Raw genomic sequence first — 24,177 nt, forward strand, 5'->3', positions numbered from 1 at the left:
CCAATCCCTACTTTTCCCAGGAAAGAGCGTCGCACATGAGCATCGAGGTCTCGAACGAATCGGGCATGGACATCTCCGAACCGGAGTTGATCAGTGTCGCCCGTTTCGTGATCGCACGGATGGATGTCCATCCGGCGGCCGAGCTGTCGATGGTTCTCGTCGACTCCGCGACGATGGCGGATCTTCACGTCCGGTGGATGGATCTGCCGGGTCCGACCGACGTCATGTCTTTCCCGATGGACGAACTCGAGCCGGGCGGACGCCCGGATTCTCCGGAACCTGGACCGTCGATGCTCGGCGACATCGTCCTGTGTCCGTCGTTCGCGGCTGATCAGGCCGACAAGGCTGGGCATTCACTGGCTCACGAGCTGGCGTTGCTGACGGTTCACGGCGTGCTGCACCTCCTCGGCTACGACCACGCGGAACCCGAAGAGGAGAAGGAGATGTTCGGACTGCAGAACAGTCTCCTCGAAGAGTGGTACGAGGATTTGCGCCGGATCGACCGCGAGGCCGCACTGGCCGAGCGCGATCAGAAACTGCTCGGCAAGACCGGGTTCGTCGACGGCGCAGACCGATAATCGAACAGCCGGGGGATCTGTAGTGAGTAGCGCTATCGCGCTGTTGGTATTAGCCGTTGCGCTTGTCCCGGTCGGTGGATTGTTCGCCGCCGTGGATTCGGCGCTCAACACCATCTCGTCGGCACGTATCGACGAGATGGCAAAAGAGGAGCGGGCGGGCGCCGAGCGCGTGCAACGCATCCTGACCGACCGCCCGCGATACGTGAATCTCATGGTGCTGCTTCGCATTTTGTGCGAGATCACCGCAACAGTCGTGTTGGCAGGCGCACTCATCGATGTCATGTCGATGGGATGGGCTCTGGCAACCACGGCGGCTGTCATGGTGCTGGTCTCGTACGTGGTGATCGGTGTCGGGCCGAGAACGCTCGGTCGCCAACACGCGTACTCGATCGCGCTGACGGCGTCGTTGCCGCTGCTGTGGATCGGCGTTCTACTTGGACCGATCAGCCGCATTCTCATTCTTCTTGGTAATGCGCTGACACCGGGTAAAGGTTTTCGGAACGGCCCGTTCGCGTCGGAAATCGAACTGCGCGAACTTGTCGACATGGCACAGGCCCGTGGCGTCGTGGACGACGAAGAGCGTCGGATGATCCAGTCGGTCTTCGACCTCGGTGACACCACCGCCCGTGAGGTGATGGTGCCGCGCACCGACATGGTGTGGATCGAGAACGACAAGAGCGCCGGACAGGCGACGTCGCTGGCGGTGCGCAGCGGACACTCGCGGCTACCCGTGATCGGTGAGAACGTCGACGACGTTCTCGGCGTCGTGTACCTCAAGGACCTGGTGAAGCAGACGTATCACCTGCCCGACGGCGGCCGTAGCGTCAATGTCTGCGACATCATGCGTCCCGCGGTGTTCGTTCCGGATTCGAAGCCGCTCGACAGCCTTCTCTCCGAGATGCAGCGCGACCGCAACCACATGGCGATCCTCGTCGACGAGTACGGCGGAATTGCCGGCCTCGCAACCATCGAGGACGTCATCGAGGAAATCGTCGGCGAGATCGCGGACGAGTACGACGAAGATGAGACGCCACCCGTCGAAGATCTCGGGGACGGGATGTTCCGAGTCTCGGCGCGCCTGCCCATCGAGGACCTCGGGGAACTGTTCGACCTCGAACTCGAGAACGACGAAGTCGAGACCGTCGGCGGTTTGATCGGTTACGTGCTCGGCCGGGTGCCGCTACCCGGATCCGAGGTGGAGTACGACGGATTGATCCTGCGCGGTGAGGGCACGAACACCGGCCGTGGACGCGTACGCATCAGCACGGTATTCGTGCAGCGTGCGCCTCGCTCGGAAGACGAAGCGGCAGAAGACAACGATGACTGAGCGAGATGACTGAGCGAGATGTTCAAGAGGAGCAGCTATGAGTAACAAGGAATTCCGGTCGGGGTTCGTATGTTTCGTGGGTCGGCCCAATACGGGTAAGTCCACGTTGACCAACGCGTTGGTCGGCAGCAAGATCGCCATCACGTCCTCGCGTCCGCAAACGACGCGCCACACGATCCGCGGCATCGTTCACCGCGAGAATTCCCAGCTGATCCTGGTGGACACTCCGGGTCTGCACAAGCCGCGCACTCTGCTCGGCCAGCGCCTCAACGATTTGGTTCGCGACACCTACTCCGAGGTCGACGTCATCTGCCTGTGCATTCCGGCCGACGAGCCCATCGGTCCCGGCGATCGCTGGATCGTGCAGCAGGTCCGTCAGATGGCGCCCAAGACCACACTGGTCGGCATTGTCACCAAGATCGACAAGGTCAGCCGCGACGCCGTTGGCAAGCAGTTGCTGGCACTGTCCACACTGCTCGGACCCGAGTGCGAGGTTGTGCCCGTGTCCGCGCAGTCGGGCGAGCAGGTCGAGATTCTGGTCGACGTGCTGTCCGGTCTGATGGATGAGGGCCCGGCCTTCTATCCGGACGGCGAACTGACGGACGAGCCCGAAGAGGTGCTCATGGCCGAACTCATCCGCGAGGCAGCACTCGAGGGCCTCGGCGAGGAATTGCCGCACTCCCTTGCCGTGGTGATCGAAGAGGTGATTCCGCGCGAGGGACGCACCGAGAAGCAAGGCGAGATGCTCGACGTCCACGCTCTGCTGTACGTCGAGCGGCCCAGCCAGAAGGGCATCGTCATCGGCAAGGGCGGAGCACGCCTCCGGGAAGTCGGCACCAGCGCACGCCTGCAGATCGAGAAGCTCCTCGGTGTGCGGATCTTCCTCGAGTTGCACGTGAAGGTGGCCAAGGACTGGCAGCGCGACCCGAAGCAGCTAGGCCGGCTGGGGTTCTAGAGCCGTTGGAGTTCTAGGGCCGTTGAAGTTCTAGGGCGCAGTACCTTTCAGGACCAACAGGATCGACGACGCGACATCCGCGTTGTCGATCCCTGTTGCCAGACGGCGCAGTTGCAGGCCCACGATCATCGCGACCAAGTACGACGCGACGGGTTCCGGATCAGACACCCCGAGAGCAGTCAGCACAGCGACTGCCAACGTGTCGTATGCAGCAAAACACTCCGCCGCTATCTCGTGGAGTTCATGATCGCGGCCCGCTGCGATGAACATTTCGAACGGTGCTATCCGCTCGACCACAAAGGCGATGTCCTGCGCGATGCTTTCCGTGGCGGCCGCGGCGTCCTCGACGCTCAAATCCTGGTTGCGGTACTGGTCGACGAGCTCGAGAATTCGGGCAGACTCCTCGGTGGCAAACCGGGACAGTGCAGCCCGGAGCATGTCCGACTGGCTCGGAAAGTGATACGTGACGGAGCCGAGCGACACCCCGGCCTCGGATGCGATACGACGGTTGCTCACGCCGGAGATTCCCTCGGCGCCGACGATGTGAAGTACCGCGTCGAGGATGCTTGTTCGGATGTCTGCTGCAGCCATTCGGCTCACCACCACTGCTGAGGACGACTCTGATCCCAGCGCAACACCGATTCCAGTTGTGACGCGAGCGAAACCAACAGCGGCTCGGTGCTTTCGCTACCCATCAATTGTGCTCCGATTGGCAGTCCGGCGCTGCTGAATCCCGCTGGGATGTTGATCGAGGGCCAGCCGAGGACATTCCACGGCCACGCATACGGGCAGGCCGCGGTCATCACCTTGTCGGTTTCCCATCCGCCGATGCCGTCGATAGCGGTGACCGGGATCGGCGGAGTGGCCGTGGTAGGCGCGAGAACAACGTCGTACTTGTCGAAGATCGCGCCGATGCGCCAGCGCATTCGGGGCTCGGCTGCCCGGGCGGCGCGCAGCGGTGCCCCCCGAAGTAGCTTGCCGCTCTGTGCATTTCCGCGAGTTCGCGGGTCTGCCAGCGCCGGGTCTGGGAGGCGCCCGAGCCAATCGTGCACTCCGACCAGTGAGCGTGGCAGAAAGTTCAGGCCGAAGATCAGTCCGTAGGCGGGATCGTCCACGACGACGCGATGGCCGAGGCCGCGCAAGGTGTCGGCGACGGAATAGACCGCCCGCCGCACTTCGGGATCGAGTGTGACCGGTGTGGCGGTGAACGGATTGCGTAGGGAGAGAGCGATGTTCAGCTTTCCGGGGTCGCGGCCGACGGCGTCGCTGACGGTGACCGGCGTCGGCGTGTGCAGGTCGCCGTCATGGTTTCCGGCTGCCACGTCGAGGAGAAGAGCGGCGTCGGCGACCGTGCGCGCGAGTGGTCCGTTGACGGTCAGGCCGTAGAAGGCTTCGGCGTCCGGCCACGTGGAGATGCGTCCTCGCTGCGGTTTGATACCGACCAGATTGGTCCAGGCCGCCGGTATCCGGATGGACCCGGCTCCGTCGGAACCGATTCCGGCGCTGACCAATCCGGCCGCGACCGCAGCTGCGGTACCGCCGGACGAGCCGCCGGGAGTGTGCTCACGTGACCACGGATTGCGGGTGTATCCGAAGGCGCTACCGCTGGTGAGCGGCCACTGTCCCAGTTCGGGGCTGTTGGTCTTTCCGACGATGACGGCGCCGGCGGCCCGTAGCCGGCGAACCATTTCGGAGTCTTCCGTCTTGACGGGGAAGTCGCCGGGGCAACCGAAGGCGGTGGGCTCGCCGGTGATGTCGACGTCGTCCTTGACCGCGATCGGTACGCCGAGAAGGGGGAGGCGTTCGCCGCGGGCAAGGCGGCGATCCGCGTCGGCGGCTTCGTCGAGGGCGCTCTGGCGGCGAACGATCTTGAACGCATTGAGTGTCGGCTGTGCCGCTTCGATGCGGTCGAGTGCCTCGGTCGTGGCTGTGACGGACGACGTGGCGCCGGACGCCAAGCCGGCTACCTGATCGATCAAGGTAGGGGCATGGCGCAGTTCCGTGTGCGGTCTCGGCGGCATAGAACTCCTTCATCCGGAACTGGTCGAGCGACCGATCAGCAGCGCATTTCAGTATTGACGACGCTGGTGGGCGCGTCAAGATCCCGTCAAGACGCCTGTTCGGTGTGTAAACGGATCGTCAGAGAGCGTCAAAGCGGACTTTTTCAGGTCAAAGCTGGGAGAGCGCTCATAGTGCGTCATGGCTGCGATGAACTGCAGCACGGTTATTGATGTCGAAGAGGGAAGCTCATGGCCGACGTGGACTACGTTGCTCTGATTCTTGGTGGTTTTCTCGTGTGCGCGCTGGTTCTTCGCGCCCTAGCGGCGAGCGCTCCCAAATGACGGTCGCCGGCATTGTCAGCGTCGTGCTGATTGCCGTGGCCGCGGCTTTGGTCGTGTATCTCCTTGTTGCACTCGTAGATCCTGAGAGGTTCTGATGTCGCCCGCTTTGGCAGCCGGCCTGCAGATAGCGTTTGTCCTGGTTGTGCTGGCGATCGCGTACGTCCCAGTTGGCGACCACATGGCTCGGGTGTACACCTCGGCCCGTGATCTGCGGGTGGAGAGTGTGATCTACCGCGTCGGCCGGATCGATTCGCGGGCCGAGCAGACGTGGTACGGCTATGCCGCCAGTGTCCTGGGATTCTCGTTGGCCAGCGCATTGTTCCTGTACTTCCTGCAGCGGTTCCAAGGTGTACTGCCGCTCAGTGACGGGCTGTCCGGGGTAAGCCCTGCGGTAGCCTTCAATACGGCGATTTCCTTTGTGGCCAATACGAACTGGCAGTCGTACACACCGGAAACGACGATGAGCAATGTCGTTCAGCCGCTGGGTTTGGCTGTGCAGAACTTTGTATCCGCCGCTGTCGGGATGGCCGTGGCGATCGCACTCGTGCGCGGCTTCATCCGGGTGGCGAGGGGCGGTGAAATCGGCAATTTCTGGGTCGATCTGACTCGCGGGTCTCTGCGTATCCTTCTCCCGTTCTCCTTCGTGATCGCGCTGATTCTGTTGAGCCAGGGCGTGATCCAGTCGTTCCACAGCGGCTTCGCCTCGACTGGACTCGACGGCAATTCCGTGACGAATGCGCTTGCGCCCGTCGCATCTCAGGAAGCGATCAAGGAACTTGGCACCAATGGCGGCGGCATCCTGGCCGCCAACTCGGCGCACCCGTTCGAGAACCCCACGCCGCTGAGCAACATCGTCGAAATTCTTGCGATCCTCCTGATTCCGGTCTGTCTGACACGGACTTTCGGAACAATGGTTGGCGACCGCCGCCAAGGACTGACTCTGCTCGCCGTCATGGGGCTGCTGTGGAGCGGCTTGCTGGCCGTCACTCTGGCCGCTGAATCCGGTGCCCGCGGTGTTGCCGCGACAGCAGCAGGTTCGATGATGGAAGGCAAGGAAGTCCGCTTCGGGATTCCCGGTTCGGCGTTGTTTGCGGTATCCACCACCGGAACTTCCACTGGCGCAGTCAACTCCGCACACGACAGCATGTCACCGTTGGGCGGCGGCGCGGTCCTACTCAACATGTTGCTCGGCGAAATCGCTCCCGGCGGCGTCGGAACCGGTCTGTACGGGATCTTGGTTCTGGCACTGATCGCGGTGTTTGTCGGCGGACTCCTGGTTGGCCGCACACCCGAGTACCTCGGCAAGAAACTCGGCCGCCGCGAAATCACCCTGGCCGCCCTCTCGATTCTGGTGATGCCCGCACTGGTTCTCATCGGTACCGGTATCACGGTGATACTCGGGTCGACCTTGGGATATCAGGGAAACGGCGGAGATCCGGGAACTCCGGGGTCTATTCACGGCTTCAGTGAAGTGCTCTACGCCTTCGCGTCGGCGTCGAACAACAACGGCAGCGCTTTCGGAGGTTTGACCGTCACGAGTAACTGGTTCCAGTCCTCGCTCGGTATCGCGATGTTGCTGGGACGATTCTTGCCCATCATCTTCGTTCTCGCTCTGGCGGGAGCGCTGGCCTCGCAGAAGAAGGTGGCGCCCACCGCAGGCACCTTACCTACCTCGGGTCCGATGTTCACCGGACTCCTCACCGGCACCGTAGTCCTGGTTGCCGCACTTACATTCTTCCCGGCCCTCGCGCTGGGACCCATCGCGGAGGCGCTCCAATGATCCTGAATACCGAAGAGAAACCCGTGGTGGTGGACAGCGCCCCGGATGCCGGTCAGTCCGGTCACGTCAAGGCCGGCGCATTCAACCCGCGGCAGATGATCACGGCGCTGCCGGGTGCCGTACGTAAGCTCGACCCGCGTCATTTGGCGCGCAACCCGGTGATGTTCGTAGTGTTTGTCGGCTCCGTCATCACGACGGTCATGGCAGTGGCCGAACCGTCCGTGTTCTCGTGGGTGATCACGCTCTGGCTCTGGTTCACGGTGATCTTTGCCAACCTCGCCGAATCCGTGGCGGAGGGGCGAGGCAAGGCGCAAGCCGCAAGTCTGCGAAAGGTCAAGCAGGACACAACTGCCCACCGAATCACGCAGAGCGGTGCTATCGAGGTGGTATCCGGCACCGACCTCGTTGTCGGCGATCGTGTCATCGTGGTGGCGGGGGAGGTCATTCCGGGCGACGGCGATGTCGTCGAAGGCATTGCATCCGTCGACGAGTCCGCCATCACGGGGGAATCCGCACCCGTGGTGCGTGAATCCGGCGGCGACAGGTGCGCCGTCACGGGAGGTACGACGGTACTGTCCGACCGCATCGTCGTGGAGATCACGGCGGCACCGGGACAGTCGTTCGTCGACCGGATGATTGCGTTGGTCGAGGGGGCGTCGCGTCAGAAGACACCGAACGAGATCGCGCTCAACATCCTGCTCGCGTCGCTCACGGTGATCTTCCTGCTCGCAGTTGTTGCAATCGGCCCGATGGGTCTGTACGCCGGGCACGAGCAGGATCCGATCAAATTGATTGCCCTGCTGGTGTGCCTCATCCCGACCACGATCGGTGCACTTCTCTCCGCTATCGGCATCGCCGGGATGGACCGTCTGGTGCAGCGCAACGTGCTTGCCATGTCCGGGCGCGCCGTCGAAGCTGCCGGCGACATCGACACCCTGTTGATGGACAAGACCGGAACCATCACGTTCGGTAATCGCCGGGCAACGGCCCTGCACCCCGCTCCGGGTGTCTCGCCGCTCGAACTTGCTGCTGCAGCACGGTTGTCGAGCCTGGCGGACGGAACTCCCGAGGGTCGCAGCATCGTCGATCTGTGCTCTACGCAATTCGGTTTGGGGACCGAACCGACGGCGGACGAGAACCGGGCGGAGTTCGTTCCGTTCACAGCGCAGACGCGCATGAGTGGACTGGACCTGCCGGGACGGGAGATCCGAAAAGGCGCAGCCGATGCCGTGATGGGCTGGATCGCGCGAAGCGGTGGAACTGCCGATGTTGCCGTCACCGATGCCGTGAACGAGATAGCTCAAGCGGGCGGCACCCCACTCGTCGTGGCGGCAAAAGAGGACGAGAAGGCAACGGTTCTGGGGGTCATTGCACTCTCGGACGTCGTCAAGCCCGGTATGGCGGAGCGGTTTGCGGAACTGCGAGCCATGGGCATTAGGACGATCATGATCACCGGAGACAATCCGTTGACCGCCAAGGCCATCGCAGACGAAGCCGGGGTGGACGACTTCATGGCGGAAGCCACTCCGGAAGACAAGCTTGCCCTGATCCGGAAGGAGCAGGAGGGTGGTCGCCTCGTGGCGATGACCGGCGACGGTACCAATGATGCTCCGGCCCTGGCGCAATCGGACGTCGGCGTTGCGATGAACACCGGTACGTCGGCGGCCAAAGAGGCCGGGAACATGGTGGATCTCGATTCCGATCCCACCAAGCTGATCGAGATCGTAGAGATCGGCAAGCAGTTGCTGATCACTCGCGGCGCCTTGACCACGTTCTCGCTGGCAAACGACCTCGCGAAGTATTTTGCGATCCTGCCGGCCCTGTTCAGCGGTATCTATCCGCAGTTGGATGCTCTGAACATCATGCGGCTGGCTACTCCCGAGTCGGCGATCGTCTCGGCCGTGATCTTCAATGCGCTGGTCATCATCGCGTTGATTCCGCTGTCCCTCAAGGGCGTACGCTACCGGCCGTCGACGGCGTCGGCGCTGCTCGGCCGAAATCTGCTCGTGTACGGACTCGGCGGTGTGATCACGCCGTTCATCGGTATCTGGCTGATCGATCTTGTTGTTCGTTTGATTCCCGGAATTGGGTGACCTGCTATGCGTTTCAGTATCGGTTTTGCCAAACAGGTGTGGGCGGGCCTTCTTGTTCTGCTGTCGCTCACCGTGGTTCTCGGCGTGATCTATCCCGCCGCGGTCTGGGGAGTGGGCCGGATCAGTTCCGGTTCCGCTGAGGGATCACCCGTGACCGACGCGGCGGGATGCGTGGTCGGAAGTGCGTGGGTAGGCGTCGATCCGCAGGTGCCGGAGGGAGCGCGCGATCCGTTCTTCCACAACCGGGTTGTGGGATCGGTCTCGGACGAGAATCCGTTTGCGACGGGTGATCCTGCCGCTGCGCTGCCGTCGAATCAGGGGCCCAGCAGCGAGATTCTTGCCGCCTTCATCGATGCACGTCGGTCCGCCATCGCGGATCGCGAGGGTGTGGATCCGTCCGCTGTCCCGGTCGACGCCGTCACTGGTTCGGGTTCGGGCATCGATCCACACATCAGCCCGGCCTACGCTCTGCTGCAGGTGCCTCGGGTTGCCGCGATCAACGGGATGTCCGAAGACGCGGTACGGGAATTGGTGAGTGAGAATACCGACGGGCGGCAACTCGGGTTCCTCGGTGAAGAGCGCGTCAACGTCCTAGCACTGAATCTGGCTCTCGGTTTGACGGCGCCTACGTGTGCCACGTCGCCTGCTGGTGGATGATTGTCACGTGAGTTCTTCGGAGAAGGTCGGTACGCGCAAACGAGGTGAACTGCGCATCTACCTCGGCGCGGCACCTGGCGTCGGAAAGACCTTTGCGATGCTCGGCGAGGCTCATCGCCGCCGTGATCGTGGAACCGATGTGGTCGCGGCCGTTGTGGAATCACACGGCCGCGCCCGCACCGCCGCGCAAATCGGCGACCTCGAGATCATCGCGCCCAAACTGGTCGAATATCGCGGCACCCGGATGCCGGAACTTGATGTCGAGGCGGTTCTGGCCCGTCGTCCTGCCTTGGTGTTGGTGGACGAATTGGCGCACACCAACACCCCGGGAAGCAAGAATCACAAGCGGTGGCAGGACGTCCAGGAATTGTTGGACGCCGGGATCGACGTCCTCTCGACCGTCAACGTGCAACATCTCGAGAGCCTCAACGACGTTGTCGCGCACATCACGGGAGTGACACAGCAGGAAACGGTTCCGGATGAGGTGGTCCGCGGCGCAGCGCAGGTCGAGTTGGTCGACATCACGCCGGAAGCATTGCGACGCAGACTGTCCCACGGAAACGTCTATGCTCCCGAACGTGTCGACGCGGCTCTCGGAAACTACTTCCGGCGCGGAAACCTCACCGCGCTACGCGAGTTGGCGCTTCTCTGGGTAGCCGATCAGGTGGACGCGGCCCTGGCGAAGTACCGGGCCGAGAACAAGATCACCGACACCTGGGAAGCGCGTGAGCGCGTTGTCGTCGCAGTGACCGGGGGACCGGAGTCGGAAACCCTGGTACGACGCGCTTCTCGGATCGCATCCAAGTCGAGTGCCGAACTGATGGTGGTGCACGTCGTCCGCGGTGACGGACTGACCGGAGTTTCCGCACCGGAGATGGGAAAGGTGCGCGCACTCGCCACCGGGGTCGGCGCCACCCTGCACACCGTCGTCGGCGACGACGTGCCGTCGACGCTCCTCGAGTTCGCCCGTGAGGAGAATGCCACTCAGTTGGTTCTGGGAACGTCGCGGCGGTCGAGGTTGGCCCGCATTCTCGACGAGGGAATCGGCGCGGCGGTTGTTCAGCAGTCCGGTGGCATCGACGTGCACATGGTCACTCACGAGGAGGCGACCGTCCGTCGCCGGATCTCGTTGTTCGGACGGTCCGAGCGCCGCTTGCTGTCGTGGATTGCGGCAGTGGTGGTTCCGACCTTGGCGGCCGGGCTCATGGGGTTGGTGGATCGGGTATCCGGCGTCAACGGCGAGAACGCGCTCTTCTTCGTTGTGGTTGTTCTTGTCGCCCTACTCGGTGGTGTGGGGCCGGCGATCGCGTCCTCACTCATCTCCGGTCTACTGCTCAACTACTTCTTCACCGATCCCAAATACAGCTTTACGATCGCCGAGCCGGACAATTTCATCACGACGGTGGTTCTGCTGATAGTGGCTGTGGCAGTGGCCGTTCTGGTTGACGCCGCCGCCAAAAAGGCGCGGGAAGCGAAGCGGGCTTCGGAGGAAGCCGAGCTTCTCACACTGTTCGCGGGGTCGGTGCTTCGCGGCGCTGACCTCTCCACGCTGCTGGAGAAGGCTCGCGAAATCTACCGTCAACGTGGGGTTTCGGTAGTTCATCACGAGGACGGCGTTGTCGCGGCGGTGGGCGCCGAGCCGCCGACTCGCGAGGCTGATGCGGATACCGCGTGCGAGGTCAACGACGGCGAGTACGCGCTGCTGCTGTCTGGGCCGGAGTTGAGTGCGCGGGATCGACGGGTGCTGACCGTTGTTGCGCACCAGGCGGTCGGCATGATCCGTCAGGAGAAGCTCACGGTCGAAGCGAGTAAAGCGGCGGCCCTCACCGAGGCCGATCAACTGCGTAGAGCACTGCTTTCGGCTGTGAGCCATGACCTTCGGACACCGCTCGCCGGAGTGAAGGCCGCAGTGTCGAGCTTGCGCAGTGACGACATCGAGTTCTCACCCGAGGACACGGCAGAACTGCTGGCCACCATCGAGGAATCGGCGGATCAGTTGACCGCACTGGTCGGCAACCTGCTCGATTCGTCCAGACTGGCTGCGGGAGTGGTGAAGCCGACGTTGCGGCCGGTCTACCTCGACGAAGTGGTGCACCGGGCGTTGCTCGGGCTGGGGATCGGCGGTCGATCCGACTCCCGCAGTGTGATCGTCGACGTGGGTACTGTTGCCGTGCAAGCCGATCAGGGTTTGCTCGAGAGGGTGATTGCGAACATCGTGGACAACGCCTTGCGATACGGCGGCAGAACACCGGTGCGGGTGGGAGCCGCCCGCGTCGGAGACCATGCCGTTATTACCGTCGCGGATACCGGGCCGGGGGTACCCCGTGGTGAAGCCGAATCGATGTTTCAGCCGTTCCAGCGAATGGGGGACCGCGACAACACCGGCGGCGTCGGGCTCGGGCTGTCCGTTGTTCGCGGATTTGTCGACGCCATGGGCGGAACGGTCAGTGCCACGGACACTCCGGGTGGTGGGTTGACGATGATCGTCGAACTGGCCGGTGCAGGAACGAATGGAAGTGAGTCATGAGCCGGATACTGGTCGTCGACGACGAGCCGCAGATCTTGCGGGCACTACGCATCAACCTCACTGTGCGTGGATACGACGTGGTGACGGCGTCCACCGGAGCCGGTGCGCTGCGCGCCGCAGCGGAACGGCCGCCGGACGTGGTGATTCTCGATCTCGGTCTGCCGGACATGGACGGCACCGAAGTGCTTGCCGGACTGCGCGGCTGGTGCACCGCGCCGGTCATCGTGCTGTCGGCACGCACCGACTCGGCAGACAAGGTCGAAGCGTTGGACGCCGGTGCGGACGACTACGTCACCAAGCCGTTCGGGATGGACGAGTTCCTGGCGCGAGTGCGCGCGGCGGCGCGGCGCGGAGTATCGGCAACCGACACGTCGGAACCGTCGGTGGAGACGGCGTCGTTCACCGTCGACTTGTCGGCGAAGACGGTCAGTCGGCGCGGCGAGCAGGTGCATCTGACACCCACCGAGTGGGGAATGCTCGAAATGCTGGTGCGCAATCGCGGAAAGTTGGTCGGACAGAAGGAACTTCTCCGCGAGGTGTGGGGACCGGCCTACGACACCGAGACCCACTACCTGCGGGTGTATCTGGCACAACTGCGTCGCAAGCTCGAAGACGATCCGGCGCACCCCAAGCATCTGATCACGGAAGCGGGGATGGGTTACCGCTTCGTGGTGTGAAATCAGGGCGCGTGCGATCAGGGGTGCGTCACGATCAACAGTGGACACAACGCCCGGTGCAAGAGATTTCGGCTGGTCGAGCCCAGCAGCATGGACTTGAAACCGCCGCGTCCTCGTCGGCCGACAACAACCAGTTGTGCCGACTTCGACTCGGTGATCAGTTCTTGGGCAGGGTTGTCGTGCACGACAACTCGACGAACCGCAACGTCGGGATATCGGTCCGTCCATCCGGCAAGCCGTTCGGCGAGAACCGCGTGCTCGGCGGTGGCGATGGCATCCCAGTCGAGAGACTCACCGTCGGGATCGGTGCGGAATGCCGTGGACAGGTGCGAATCGCTCCAGGCGTGCACGGCAACAAGTTCGACGCCGTGCAGCGACGCCGTTTCGAAGGCTTCGGCCAGTGCTGGTTCGCTGTGCTCCGTACCGTCGACGCCGACGACAACGGGACCGCCTCGCAGCGGTTCGTCCGCGGGCGGTAGTTCTCGGATCACGGCAACCGGACACCGCGCATGTAGGACCGTCGCGGTACTGACAGAACCGAGAATCCCGTCTGCCCACCGGCCCAGGCCACGTGAGCCTACGACCAGCATTGCGGCGTCCTCCGATTGTTCGAGCAGAATGTCGACAGGGTGACCGAACCCCAGATGCTCGGTGACAACCGGGCCGCCGCCTGTTGCAGGCTGCGCTGCCGAACGCCCACGGGAAAGCCGCAGTTTGCCTTCTCGGCGCTTCGCGGCAAACTGCGGCGCACCAAGTGTGAAGGCATTTCCGTACGTGCTCGGTTCGCCGCGGATCGCGGCTACAAGATGTAGTGGCCGTCCCCGGAGAACTGCTTCGTGCGACGCCCAGCGAACCGCGTCCAACGAGCGGGTCGAACCGTCCACTCCCACGACAATTGGTGCGGTCATGCTCGTCCTCCTGAGTCGAGAAGTTGAGGCAGTAAGACGGCAGCGCCGGTGATTCGGTCCTCGGCCAGGTCGACCAATGCGCGATTCGCGTCGGCTAGTGGATACGTGTTCGTGGTGATCTCGAGGTGATGCTCGCCGGCAAACGCGAGGAACTCGCGAGCATCCTGCCTCGTATTTGCCGTGACCGAACGAATTTCGCGCTCGTAGAACAAGTGGTGCCGATAGTTCAGGCTCGGTATGTCGGAGAGGTGTATCCCGGCGATCGACAGGATTCCGCCACGATTCAACGCGGCGAGTGCAGTCGGAACAAGGTCCCCGACGGGAGCAAAGATGATGGCTGAATCCAGCAAGGCAGGCGGGCGGTCGTAGCTACCTTGCACGGAGGCTGCGCCGAGTTGCGTGGCCAGCGCGCGCGCCGATTCGCTACGGGTCATGACGTGGACTTCTGCGCCGCGCGCCATTGCGACTTGCGCGGCAATGTGGGCGCTCCCACCGAATCCGTAGATCCCCAGGCGTCCGCCATCCGGGACCTCGGCACGCTGGAGCGCACGAAATCCGATGATGCCGGCGCACAGCAGCAGCGAGGTTTCGGCATCGCTGTATCCGTCCGGTAGGCGCAATGCGAATTCTGCTGTCGCCACGGCATATTCGGCGTATCCACCGTCGATATCCCAGCCCGTGTACGTGGAGTTCGGGCACAGATTCTCCCGTCCGCGCAAACAGTACTCACACTGGCCGCACGTGGAATGCAGCCACGGGATTCCGACGCGATCACCAGGGGAGAAGCCCTGAACCGTGGCACCGACCTCTTCGACCACGCCGACGATTTCGTGGCCGGGAACCACGTTTGTGCGATGCACGGGCAGGTCACCTTCGGCAACATGCAGATCGGTGCGACACACTCCGCAGGCGAGAACCCGGACCAGCACTTCGCTCGAGGTCGGGATGGGTCGCGATTTCTGCACCTCGACCAGTGGGTGCGTTCGGACCGGCCCAGGCTGGTGTACCTGCCACGAGGTCATCGGCGTCGAAGTTCCGGAGAAAGCGTCCACCACTCAATCGTGCGCCTCGGCGGTGCCCCGTGGAAGAGGGCGAAGTGTGTCGGTGGCCTGTGCGAACATCTGTTCGTGTCGATGTCGTCAGATGCTCGCGGCGATCACCGGTCCGGTGGCGCCACGATCCTGCATGCCGATCTCGACTCGTTCTACGCCTCCGTCGAACAGCGAGACCAGCCGGATTTGATCGGCCGGCCCGTCATCGTGGGCGGCGGAGTAGTGCTGGCCGCGAGCTACGAAGCCAAAGCGTGTGGGGTCCGGACCGCGATGAGTGGGGGTCAGGCGCGTGCGCTGTGCCCGCAGGCAATTGTCGTTCCGCCTCGCATGGATGCGTACTCCCAGGCGAGCAAGGACGTATTCGAGGTTTTTCACGACACATCGCCGCTGGTAGAAGGAATCTCGATCGACGAAGCTTTCCTGGAAGTCGGGGGACTGGCACGGATCGTCGGAACACCGCTGCAGATCGGCGCCAACCTCAGGCGCGATGTGGCCGAGCAGGTTGGCCTGCCCATCACCGTCGGCATCGCCCGCACGAAATTCCTGGCAAAAGTTGCCAGCGCCTACGCCAAACCCGACGGACTGCTGCTGGTGCCACCAGACGGTGAGCGTGAATTCCTGCACCCGCTGCCCGTCGAAAAGCTGTGGGGCGTCGGCAAGATCACCGCGCAGAAGCTGCGGAATTTCGATATCGCGACAGTGGGGGACATCGCGCGGCACGACGAGTCGTCGATCGTGGCGATTTTGGGGCGCGGCGCCGGGCAACACCTGTACGCGCTCTCGCATAACCGGGATCCGCGACCGGTGCGTGCGTACGGTGGCCGAAGCTCGATGGGCGCTCAACATGCGTTGGGTCGGGGTGTGCACTCGCGATCCGAACTCGAGGTGTCGTTGATGTCGCTGGTCGATCGGGTGTCGCGGCGCCTGCGTTCGGCGCAGCAGACCGGCCGCACCGTCACACTCCGGCTTCGGTTCGGCGATTTCACGCGGGCCACCCGTTCCCACACGATGCGCCGATCCACGGCGGAAACCACGGATCTGCTGAATGCCGCGATGGTGCTGCTGAGTGATGCGGCGCCCCTCATCGCCGACAAGGGCATCACGTTGATCGGTGTTGCCGTATCCAATCTGGACCGCAGCGGCGCCGAGCAGTTGGAACTGTCCTTCGACGGTGGACCGGATACCGCTGCCCTCGACTCCGCGATGGACAGTGTGCGGAAGAAATTCGGCTCGGGAGCGCTCACACGTGCGGTGCTGATCGGCCGCGATCCCGATATCTCGGTGCCGCTGCTCCCGGACTAGCCCGCTGCGCTCAGTGTGCTCAGGACGTCAGCCGAATCGGTTCGCTGGTCGTGCGCGCGAGATCCGTTGTTGTGGCTTCGATCAATTGGCGAGACAGGTCGGCCAACGCACGCGCGACCGCGAGTTCGTCACCGATCTCGGGCACATCTCGGTCGGCAGGATTGCAGCGAGCGAAACCGGCTCCGGCGAAGTGTGTGTCTTCCTGTGCCCGTAGCCGCGCGATTGCGCGAGTTCGGTTGGCCGTCTCGGATGTGTGTTCGTCGATGGTGATATCCACCGACCAGTGCTTCTCGTTCATGTTCTGACCCCCTTCGGCTTAAGTTCCATTGTCCTCGGTCGAGCGACGCGTGCGATAGGGCTGAACGGCGGTATTCGATTGCTGCGTGGATGCGCGCCGCAGCGCGCATGATTACTCAGGCGCCGAACGTGCGACCTGTTCAATCCACTACCGAGTTCATCCAATACCGAGTTCATCCAATACCGAGTTCATCCAATACCGAGGAGTCACCATGAAGTCCTTCCGAAGTGCTGTCGAATCGCGTGACACCGACGCCATGGCGGCGCTGCTCTCCGACGACGTCGTCTTCACCAGTCCCGTCGCCTTCAAGCCGTATCCCGGCAAGGCGATCACGGCGTCAATTCTGCGCGGTGTGATGCGGGTGTTCGAGGACTTCCGGTATGTCCGCGAGATCGAGTCGGCGGATGGGCGCGATCATGCGTTGGTTTTCGAGGCAACGGTGGACGGCAAACTCGTAAACGGTTGCGACTTTCTGCATGTGAACGATGACGGGCTGATCGACGAGTTCACCGTGATGGTCCGGCCACTGTCCGGCGCCAATGCGCTTGCGGCGGCGATGGGTGAGCAGTTTCCCCGCATTCAGGAGGAGGCGATCGCGGCGATGGAACGCGGTCAGACCCCGTAGGGGGTTGTGTGAGACTCGGCGTAGCACTAAGTTGAGCCACATCGAGTTACAGGCACTGTGAGGAGACACTGATGGCCAGGTCGACATCGATTGTCATGGATCAGCCGTATCGCGAGTTGCTGGCGACGCTGTCCGACGGCTCAGTGCACAGGAGGTTCGACCCCTACCTCGATATCGATTGGGATGCACCGGAATACGCGATCGATCCTGATGATCCGCGCTGGGTGCTCTCGTCGATATCCGATCCGCTCGGTGCCACGAGTTGGTATCAGGAGCAGTCGCTCGAGCGCCGTATCGCGATGGGGAAGTGGCGCCAAGCCAACGTCACCAAGGTGGGTTCGGCGTTCGAGAGCATTCTGATCCGCGGAATGATGCAGTACATCATGGCGCTGCCGAACCAATCCCCGGAGTTTCGGTACTGCCTGCACGAGATGACCGAAGAGTGCAATCACATCCAGATGTTCCAGGAATTTGTGAATCGGGTTGGCGTCGACGTGCCGGGGATGCGCCCGCTGTTTCGCCGGTTGTCCCCCTACGTCGGCTTGCTGGGCGCCAAGTTCCCGGTCATTTTCTTCATCGGCATCCTGGCCGGCGAGGAACCGATCGATCACTTCCAGAAGGATCTCATCCGTGAAGGCAAGGACACCGTCCCGGTGATGTTGCGCACCATGGAGATTCACATCGCGGAGGAAGCCAGGCACATCTCGTTCGCGCACGATTTCCTGCGCACGCATGTTCCGAGAATGAGCCCGTTCGGCCGCGCGATGACGTCCGTGGCGTTTCCGGGCACCATGCGTTGGCTGTCCGGCGAGATCATGGCGCCGCCCAAGGAGTTTGCGGAAAAGTTCGGCATTCCCGACTCGGTGATGAGGGAAGCATTTTGGCGCAGTCCGACGTCGCGTCGCATCCTGGGCAACTACTTCGGTGAAATGCGCGCATTGGCAGACGAGTTGGGGCTGATGAATCCCGTCTCGCGGCGGGCGTGGAAGAGGTTCGGAATCGCCGGCGACAAGGCCCGGTATCGCGGTGAACCGCGGCGCTGGACCAAATCGCGGCGCTAGCGGTCGTATAAACCGTCGGTGCCACGTGGGACACTGGTTCGGTGAGGTTGTATCGAGACACGGCGGTGGTGCTGCGCCTGCATAAGCTGGGCGAAGCCGACCACATCGTCACATTGCTCACCCGTCAGTTCGGGTTGGTGCGTGCCGTGGCCAAGGGTGTCCGTAGAACCACCTCCAAGTTCGGGGCACGGCTCGAACCGTTCGCGCATGTCGACGTCCAACTCCTGCCGGGCAAAAATCTGGACATCATCACGCAGGTCCAGACGGTGGACGCCTTTGCCACCGACATCGTCGACGATTACAGCCGGTACACCACGGCCTGCGCGGTGCTCGAAACTGCGGAACGGCTGGCCGGTGAAGAACGAGCCCCGGCGCCGCAGCTTCAGCGGCTCACCGTCGGTGCCCTGCGAGCTATCGCCGAGCAGGGTCGTCCCGTCGAATTTGTTCTCGACGCCTTCCTTCTCCGGGCCATGGGTTACGCGGGTTGGGCGCCCGCACTCGGGGAATGCGCCAAGTGTTCGTCTCCCGGTCCGCATCGCGCTTTCCATGTCGCAGCCGGCGGGGCGGTCTGTACGTACTGCCGCCCGCCCGGATCTGCGACGCCGTCACCGGGTGTCCTGGATCTGATGGAAGCGTTGCTGCGGGGCGAGTGGGAAGGTACCGACGTGGTGCCGACCACTCTGCGCGCTCAGGCAAGTGGCCTGGTGGCAGCGCATTTGCAGTGGCATCTCGAGCGGCAATTGCGCACGCTACCGCTCATCGAACGGTCAAGGCCGCATGCGGTCGTCGAGGTCGCTGCTGCGGTGGGGCAGGATGGAACGCGTGATTCGACGACGCGAACCGCGCACCCCGCTTGACTCTGCTGCAGATCGGGTGATCCGGCCACCGGACCCCCACCCGTCCGGAGCAAAACCGCCGATCCTGCAAACCGAACTGATCCCGCGCCACGTTGCGCTGGTGATGGACGGCAACGGACGCTGGGCTCAGGAGCGTGGACTGCCGCGCACAGCCGGTCACGAGCGCGGCGAAGCCGTACTGATGGACACGGTGTGCGGCTGCATCGAAATGGGCGTCGAGTGGCTCTCCGCGTACGCATTCTCCACCGAGAACTGGAAGCGCAGCCCGGACGAGGTGCGCTTCCTCATGGGCTTCAACCGTGACGTGATTCGTCGTCGACGCGACGAGATGAACGAGATGGGCGTGCGGGTTCGCTGGGCCGGCCGGAAGCCCCGATTGTGGGCGAGTGTCATCAAGGAACTCGAGATCGCCGAGGAACTCACCAAGAACAACACGGTGATGAACCTGACGATGTGCGTCAACTACGGTGGGCGCGCCGAAATTGCGGATGCGGTCAAGGAAATTGCCAAGCGCGTTGCCGCCGGCGAGATCAATCCAGACAAGATCACCGAGGCGACCGTTGCCAAGTACCTCGACGAACCCGACATGCCGGACGTCGACTTGTTCCTGCGTCCGTCGGGGGAGCAGCGTACGTCCAACTTCTTGATCTGGCAGTCCGCGTACGCCGAAATGGTGTACCAGGAGAAGCTGTTTCCCGATTTCGACCGTCGTGACCTGTGGGCCGCGTGCGTCGAGTACGCCTCACGCGACCGCCGATTTGGCGGAGTGAAATGACAGAGCGTGAAACGACAGGTGAAAATATGACCGAGACCACCGACAACGCCGCGCGACTGCAAGAGCGTGCTGCCGAAGCGCTGGCACATTTTGTGACCGTCGACGTGGCCGAGGACGGTTCACTGGGCTTCCAGTACGCCGGGGCACTGTGCTCGGTTCAGGCGATGAATCTCTCCGAAGGTCTCGACGTTCTGTCGATGACGTGTGTGCTGGCGTGGGACCGTCCGGTCAGCGCCGCGCTGCACCGCAAGGTTGCCGAGCGCAACCGCACCATCCAGTTCGGATCCATTGCGGTGTTCGGGCACGGCAGTCTCGCGGATGTCATTCTGCGATACACGTTTCCGGCGGCGGGACTGGAAGACGAAGCGCTCACCACGATGCTGCTGCTGGCGCTCACCGGAGCCGATACGGCCAGGCAGGGACTACTTCCCTGATGGCGCTCGAGATCCACGAGGCCTCCGAAGTTACAGACGAGCTGATCGACGCCTGCGCGAGACTCATTCCGCAGCTGTCGAAGTCGGCACCACCAGTCACCGCGGCAATGCTCGAGACGGTGGTGGCCTGCACGACGAACACACTCTTCGTGGCCAGGCTCGACGGTCACATCGTCGGAATGTTGACTCTGGTCGTCTTTCCCACTCCGACCGGCCACCGAGCGTGGATCGAGGATGTCGTGGTCGACTCGGCGGCTCAGGGCAGGCAGGTCGGATCTGCGCTGACGACGGCAGCACTCGCCCGCGCCGGCGAACTCGGTGCCCGCACTGTGGATCTGACCTCTCGGAGCTCGCGGGTAGCCGCGAACAAGCTCTACCGGAAACTCGGCTTCGAGCCGCGCGAATCCAATCTGCTTCGGTACTCGATCGCCGACTGAACCGGGCCGACTAGACGGCCGCTGCGCAATCGCGGCAGGTACCGAAGATCTCCACGGTGTGGCTGACCTCGGTGAAACCGTTGTCGTCCGCAATGGTCTGCGACCACTGCTCGACCATCGCACCCTCCACCTCTACGGTGTATCCGCAATTGCGGCACACGAGGTGGTGATGATGGCCGGAAGAGCAACGGCGATAGACGGATTCACCGGTGTCGGTGCGCAGGACGTCGATGGTTCCGGCGTCGGCAAGAGCTTGCAAGGTGCGGTAGACGGTGGTCAGACCGATTGCTTCACCACGCTTGCGTAGTTCGTCGTGCAGCTCTTGCGCCGACTTGAACTCGCCGATGTCGTCGAGCAGCGCGGAAATCGCGCTGCGCTGTTTGGTCGACCGAATGCCGACAGTGGCGCTGCGTTTGAATGCAGACTGACCGGTGGTGTTCATGTTGGTGGTGATCATCCTTCTTCTGCGTGGGCGACAGCGTCCACGACTATGTGGGCTAGATGGTCGTCGGCCAGCCGATAGAGAACTTCGCGTCCGTGGCGTTCGCCGCGTACGACGCCCGCCGCCTTCAGGACACGAAGGTGCTGGCTGATGAGCGGTTGGGTGACGCCCAGGGCGCCGACAAGTTCGTGGACGCACCGCTGTGACTGGTGGAGTTGGAGCACGATCGCGATGCGGACCGGTGCGGCGAGTGCGCGCAGGATCTCGCCGGCCGCGGCCAGGGTTTCCTTGGGCGGAACCACCGCCGGGGGGACGGGTTCGAACGGGTCGTGGGTGTGATCGAGATCAGCGTGATCGTGGTGGTTGTGGAGATCGCCGGTATCCGCAATGCTCACAGCGAGGCTCCTTCGAGGGATCTGTCACAACGTTCCTGCGTAGCCATCTGACCACACTATTGCAAATCACATTCATTTTGATATGCACAAGTACGCATGTCAACCGTGGCGCGAAGTCCACTTCCGGGGCCGGTTAGTCTGGACATGCAAAAAGCGCAGGAAAACCGTGCATCTATTACCCAGATGGAGAGCAATCCAGTGGCACCCAAGTCCAAGATCGAAGCCGTCGTCAATCTCGCCAAGCGGCGAGGCCTGGTCTACCCGTGCGGTGAGATCTACGGAGGAACCAAGTCCGCATGGGACTACGGCCCATTGGGTGTCGAGCTCAAGGAGAACATCAAGCGTCAGTGGTGGCGGAACATGGTCACCAGCCGCGAGGACGTTGTCGGCCTCGACTCCTCGGTGATTCTGCCCCGCGAGGTGTGGGTTGCATCCGGACACGTCGGCGTCTTCAACGACCCGCTGGTCGAGTGCCTCAACTGTCACAAGCGTCACCGTCAGGATCACCTGCAGGAGGCGTACGCGGAGAAGAAGAAGCTCGACAACCCGGACGACGTCACGATGGACCTCATCGGTTGCCCCGACTGCGGCACCGTCGGCCAGTGGACCGAACCGCGCGACTTCAACATGATGCTCAAGACGTACCTCGGCCCCGTCGAGAGCGAAGAGGGCATGCACTACCTGCGTCCCGAAACCGCGCAGGGCATCTTCGTGAACTTCGCGAACGTACTCACCACGTCGCGTAAGAAGCCGCCGTTCGGCATCGGCCAGATCGGCAAGAGCTTCCGCAACGAGATCACACCGGGCAACTTCATCTTCCGCACCCGCGAGTTCGAGCAGATGGAGATGGAATTCTTCGTCAAGCCCGGCGAGGACGACGCGTGGCACAAGTACTGGATCGACTACCGCCTGGACTGGTACACCGGCCTCGGTATCAACAAGGACAACCTTCGCCTGTACGAGCACGCGAAGGAAAAGCTCTCGCACTACTCCAAGGGCACCACGGACATCGAGTACCGCTTCCACTTCCAGGGCAGTGAATGGGGTGAGCTCGAGGGCATCGCGAACCGCACCGACTTCGACCTCTCGACGCACTCCAAGCACTCGGGCACCGAGCTGAACTACTTCGACCAGACAACCGGCGAGCGCTACACGCCGTACGTCATCGAGCCCGCAGCCGGCCTCACCCGTTCGCTCATGGCCTTCCTCGTCGACGCCTACACCGAAGACGAAGCCCCCAACGCCAAGGGTGGTGTCGACAAGCGCACAGTGCTGCGCCTCGACCGTCGTCTGGCTCCGGTCAAGGCTGCTGTGCTGCCGCTCTCGCGTAATGCGGATCTCACGCCCAAGGCAAAGGATCTTGCAGCGCAACTGCGTCAGAACTGGAATGTCGAATTCGACGACGCCGGCGCCATCGGTCGTCGCTACCGTCGTCAGGACGAGATCGGCACCCCGTTCTGCATCACCGTCGACTTCGACACCCTCGAAGACCAGGCAGTCACCGTGCGCGAGCGCGACTCCATGGCGCAGGAACGTGTCGCACTCGACCAGGTCGAGGGCTACCTTGCCGCGCGCCTGATCGGTTCGTAAGCCGAATCTGTCACGGGCGGCCTTCCTCGATAACGGGGGAGGCCGCCCGTTTCTCTGTTCCCGAGCGCGTTCGAGGCGTAGGAACAGAGATATGAGAAACCTCAGCGTGACCAACAGCGTGACCCTCGACGGTGTCATGCAGGCACCGGGTGGGCCGGACGAAGACCGTCGCGGCGGCTTCGAACACGGTGGATGGGCGGCGCCGTTCAGCGACTCGGTCATGGCGCGAAAAATGGGGGAGGGGATGGCTGCGAGATCGCAGCTTCTCTTCGGGCGACGGACGTACGAGAGTTTTGCGTCGTACTGGCCGCACCAGACCGACAATCCCTTTACCGAAGTGCTCGACAACACGCAGAAATACGTTGCGTCACGGACATTGGCCGAGCCACTGCCGTGGAAGAACTCGACCCTGCTCCGCGGTGACGCCGCCGACGCGGTTGCGGAGTTGAAGGACTCCGAGGGGCCGGACCTGGTCATTCTCGGTAGCGGGGAACTGATCAATTCGCTGGCGAGGCGCCGATTGATCGACACCTACATTCTGCTCGTTCACCCTGTGGTCCTCGGCACGGGACGCAGATTGTTTCCCGACGGTGCCACACTCTCCCGGTTCACGCTCGCCGAAACAGTATCCACCACAACGGGAGTCATCATCGCGACGTATCAGTTGCAGAGAGTGGGGCGGAAAAATTCCAGTTGCCAGCTCTGAGTTTTCAGTGCCTGGGCGCTGGTCGGCGTCACCCACGGCGGGTAGACGCGAATGGCACGTTTACCGCCTGCGAAATCAGTAGACACGACGCCGCGTCGAACCAGGGCGTCGACGGGAAAAATGAAGTGCCCCAGCTGTTCTTCGTTGTATACCTCCACGACGAACAATTCGACGCCGTCGGAAACATCGAATGGGCGGATGGGCCCGGCATCCGAGCGTTGCCACAATGTCACGAACTGCCCGAGTTTGGTGGGCGTCGTTTTTGCGCGCCGGTACACGGTGCCCTCGGGTTCGGGAATCGGTGTGGACCAGGTACATCCGTCAGCGTTCATCGGCAACGATGATGACACAGGCCACCG

Annotated in this window: 26 protein-coding genes; 18 read left to right on the plus strand and 8 right to left on the minus strand. The window is 63.0% G+C overall.

What is annotated here, in order from left to right; all coding sequences use genetic code 11:
* Positions 1-35 precede the first annotated feature (35 nt).
* Genes ybeY through era form a run of 3 tightly spaced genes read left to right on the plus strand, consistent with a single transcriptional unit; the run spans position 36 to position 2,860 of the window.
* The gene (ybeY, locus tag FFI94_RS10530; RefSeq protein ID WP_138872899.1) at positions 36-578 is read left to right on the plus strand and encodes an rRNA maturation RNase YbeY; all 543 of its coding nucleotides are present in this window, start codon (positions 36-38) and stop codon (positions 576-578) included.
* 22 nt (positions 579-600) lie between these two features.
* Positions 601-1,905, plus strand: a complete 1,305-nt coding sequence (locus FFI94_RS10535) for a hemolysin family protein (RefSeq protein WP_138872900.1) — start codon at positions 601-603, stop codon at positions 1,903-1,905.
* Between the two features lie 37 nt (positions 1,906-1,942).
* Positions 1,943-2,860, plus strand: coding sequence for a GTPase Era (gene era / locus FFI94_RS10540; protein WP_138872901.1), 918 nt, complete (start codon positions 1,943-1,945; stop codon positions 2,858-2,860).
* Positions 2,861-2,890: 30 nt separating this feature from the next.
* On the opposite strand, the gene FFI94_RS10545 is transcribed toward era, so the two are convergent.
* On the minus strand, positions 2,891-3,451 hold the full coding sequence (locus tag FFI94_RS10545) for a TetR/AcrR family transcriptional regulator (protein ID WP_138872902.1): 561 nt from the start codon (positions 3,449-3,451) through the stop codon (positions 2,891-2,893).
* 5 nt (positions 3,452-3,456) lie between these two features.
* Positions 3,457-4,881 carry an amidase gene (locus tag FFI94_RS10550; protein WP_138872903.1) on the minus strand — a complete coding sequence of 475 codons (1,425 nt, stop codon included), beginning with the start codon at positions 4,879-4,881 and terminating at the stop codon, positions 3,457-3,459.
* Positions 4,882-5,198: 317 nt separating this feature from the next.
* Here FFI94_RS10550 and kdpF point away from each other — a divergent pair, with 317 nt between their 5' ends.
* The 6 genes from kdpF to FFI94_RS10580 are packed head-to-tail and all read left to right on the plus strand — an operon-like array spanning position 5,199 to position 12,936.
* The gene (gene kdpF / locus FFI94_RS10555) at positions 5,199-5,297 is read left to right on the plus strand and encodes a K(+)-transporting ATPase subunit F (RefSeq protein WP_116102890.1); all 99 of its coding nucleotides are present in this window, start codon (positions 5,199-5,201) and stop codon (positions 5,295-5,297) included.
* The gene (kdpA, locus tag FFI94_RS10560; protein ID WP_138872904.1) at positions 5,297-6,982 is read left to right on the plus strand and encodes a potassium-transporting ATPase subunit KdpA; all 1,686 of its coding nucleotides are present in this window, start codon (positions 5,297-5,299) and stop codon (positions 6,980-6,982) included. Before kdpF ends, kdpA begins: the two co-directional genes overlap by 1 nt.
* The gene (kdpB, locus tag FFI94_RS10565) at positions 6,979-9,075 is read left to right on the plus strand and encodes a potassium-transporting ATPase subunit KdpB (protein ID WP_138872905.1); all 2,097 of its coding nucleotides are present in this window, start codon (positions 6,979-6,981) and stop codon (positions 9,073-9,075) included. The genes kdpA and kdpB overlap by 4 nt, the downstream gene beginning before the upstream one ends.
* A 6-nt stretch (positions 9,076-9,081) precedes the next feature.
* Positions 9,082-9,732, plus strand: coding sequence for a potassium-transporting ATPase subunit C (locus FFI94_RS10570; protein ID WP_138872906.1), 651 nt, complete (start codon positions 9,082-9,084; stop codon positions 9,730-9,732).
* A gap of 7 nt (positions 9,733-9,739) precedes the next feature.
* Positions 9,740-12,259 (plus strand): sensor histidine kinase KdpD, encoded by a 2,520-nt coding sequence (locus FFI94_RS10575; protein WP_138872907.1) that lies wholly within the window; start codon positions 9,740-9,742, stop codon positions 12,257-12,259.
* Positions 12,256-12,936 (plus strand): response regulator, encoded by a 681-nt coding sequence (locus FFI94_RS10580; RefSeq protein WP_033233006.1) that lies wholly within the window; start codon positions 12,256-12,258, stop codon positions 12,934-12,936. Before FFI94_RS10575 ends, FFI94_RS10580 begins: the two co-directional genes overlap by 4 nt.
* A 17-nt stretch (positions 12,937-12,953) precedes the next feature.
* Here FFI94_RS10580 and FFI94_RS10585 read toward each other — a convergent pair whose 3' ends face one another.
* A complete protein-coding gene (locus tag FFI94_RS10585; RefSeq protein WP_138872908.1) occupies positions 12,954-13,844 on the minus strand; it encodes a universal stress protein in 891 nt (296 codons plus the stop codon).
* Entirely contained in the window at positions 13,841-14,866 is a 1,026-nt protein-coding gene (locus FFI94_RS10590; protein WP_138873718.1) for a zinc-dependent alcohol dehydrogenase family protein, read from the minus strand. The genes FFI94_RS10585 and FFI94_RS10590 overlap by 4 nt, the downstream gene beginning before the upstream one ends.
* A gap of 111 nt (positions 14,867-14,977) precedes the next feature.
* On the opposite strand from FFI94_RS10590, the gene dinB reads away from it, so the two are divergent.
* The gene (gene dinB / locus FFI94_RS10595; protein WP_138873719.1) at positions 14,978-16,198 is read left to right on the plus strand and encodes a DNA polymerase IV; all 1,221 of its coding nucleotides are present in this window, start codon (positions 14,978-14,980) and stop codon (positions 16,196-16,198) included.
* Positions 16,199-16,217: 19 nt separating this feature from the next.
* On the opposite strand, the gene FFI94_RS10600 is transcribed toward dinB, so the two are convergent.
* Positions 16,218-16,496, minus strand: coding sequence for a DUF1876 domain-containing protein (locus tag FFI94_RS10600; RefSeq protein ID WP_138872909.1), 279 nt, complete (start codon positions 16,494-16,496; stop codon positions 16,218-16,220).
* Between the two features lie 211 nt (positions 16,497-16,707).
* On the opposite strand from FFI94_RS10600, the gene FFI94_RS10605 reads away from it, so the two are divergent.
* The 6 genes from FFI94_RS10605 to FFI94_RS10630 all read left to right on the plus strand — a co-directional run bounded on the left by FFI94_RS10605 (position 16,708) and on the right by FFI94_RS10630 (position 20,685).
* Entirely contained in the window at positions 16,708-17,121 is a 414-nt protein-coding gene (locus FFI94_RS10605; protein ID WP_138872910.1) for a nuclear transport factor 2 family protein, read from the plus strand.
* 71 nt (positions 17,122-17,192) lie between these two features.
* Positions 17,193-18,182: a diiron oxygenase gene (locus tag FFI94_RS10610; protein WP_138872911.1), complete on the plus strand. Its 990-nt coding sequence runs from the start codon at positions 17,193-17,195 to the stop codon at positions 18,180-18,182.
* A gap of 41 nt (positions 18,183-18,223) precedes the next feature.
* Positions 18,224-19,039 (plus strand): DNA repair protein RecO, encoded by an 816-nt coding sequence (recO, locus tag FFI94_RS10615; protein ID WP_138872912.1) that lies wholly within the window; start codon positions 18,224-18,226, stop codon positions 19,037-19,039.
* Positions 18,996-19,814, plus strand: coding sequence for an isoprenyl transferase (locus FFI94_RS10620; protein ID WP_092808653.1), 819 nt, complete (start codon positions 18,996-18,998; stop codon positions 19,812-19,814). Before recO ends, FFI94_RS10620 begins: the two co-directional genes overlap by 44 nt.
* A gap of 26 nt (positions 19,815-19,840) precedes the next feature.
* Positions 19,841-20,248, plus strand: a complete 408-nt coding sequence (locus FFI94_RS10625; protein WP_138872913.1) for a YbjN domain-containing protein — start codon at positions 19,841-19,843, stop codon at positions 20,246-20,248.
* On the plus strand, positions 20,248-20,685 hold the full coding sequence (locus FFI94_RS10630) for a GNAT family N-acetyltransferase (RefSeq protein WP_138872914.1): 438 nt from the start codon (positions 20,248-20,250) through the stop codon (positions 20,683-20,685). The genes FFI94_RS10625 and FFI94_RS10630 overlap by 1 nt, the downstream gene beginning before the upstream one ends.
* A gap of 10 nt (positions 20,686-20,695) precedes the next feature.
* Here FFI94_RS10630 and FFI94_RS10635 read toward each other — a convergent pair whose 3' ends face one another.
* Together FFI94_RS10635 and FFI94_RS10640 are read right to left on the minus strand one after the other, a co-directional pair.
* The gene (locus tag FFI94_RS10635; protein WP_260683992.1) at positions 20,696-21,142 is read right to left on the minus strand and encodes a Fur family transcriptional regulator; all 447 of its coding nucleotides are present in this window, start codon (positions 21,140-21,142) and stop codon (positions 20,696-20,698) included.
* Positions 21,139-21,522, minus strand: a complete 384-nt coding sequence (locus FFI94_RS10640) for a helix-turn-helix transcriptional regulator (RefSeq protein ID WP_138872915.1) — start codon at positions 21,520-21,522, stop codon at positions 21,139-21,141. The genes FFI94_RS10635 and FFI94_RS10640 overlap by 4 nt, the downstream gene beginning before the upstream one ends.
* A 198-nt stretch (positions 21,523-21,720) precedes the next feature.
* On the opposite strand from FFI94_RS10640, the gene FFI94_RS10645 reads away from it, so the two are divergent.
* Together FFI94_RS10645 and FFI94_RS10650 are read left to right on the plus strand one after the other, a co-directional pair.
* Positions 21,721-23,112, plus strand: coding sequence for a glycine--tRNA ligase (locus FFI94_RS10645; RefSeq protein ID WP_138873721.1), 1,392 nt, complete (start codon positions 21,721-21,723; stop codon positions 23,110-23,112).
* Between the two features lie 91 nt (positions 23,113-23,203).
* Entirely contained in the window at positions 23,204-23,818 is a 615-nt protein-coding gene (locus tag FFI94_RS10650; protein WP_138872916.1) for a dihydrofolate reductase family protein, read from the plus strand.
* Here FFI94_RS10650 and FFI94_RS10655 read toward each other — a convergent pair.
* Complete coding sequence (locus FFI94_RS10655; RefSeq protein ID WP_260683993.1) at positions 23,773-24,150, minus strand: MepB family protein; 378 nt, start codon at positions 24,148-24,150, stop codon at positions 23,773-23,775. The two genes, FFI94_RS10650 and FFI94_RS10655, sit on opposite strands and share 46 nt — an antisense overlap.
* Positions 24,151-24,177: the final 27 nt, after the last annotated feature.

It is taken from the genome of Rhodococcus sp. KBS0724 (assembly GCF_005938745.2).
In the GTDB taxonomy this organism is placed as follows: domain Bacteria; phylum Actinomycetota; class Actinomycetes; order Mycobacteriales; family Mycobacteriaceae; genus Rhodococcus_F.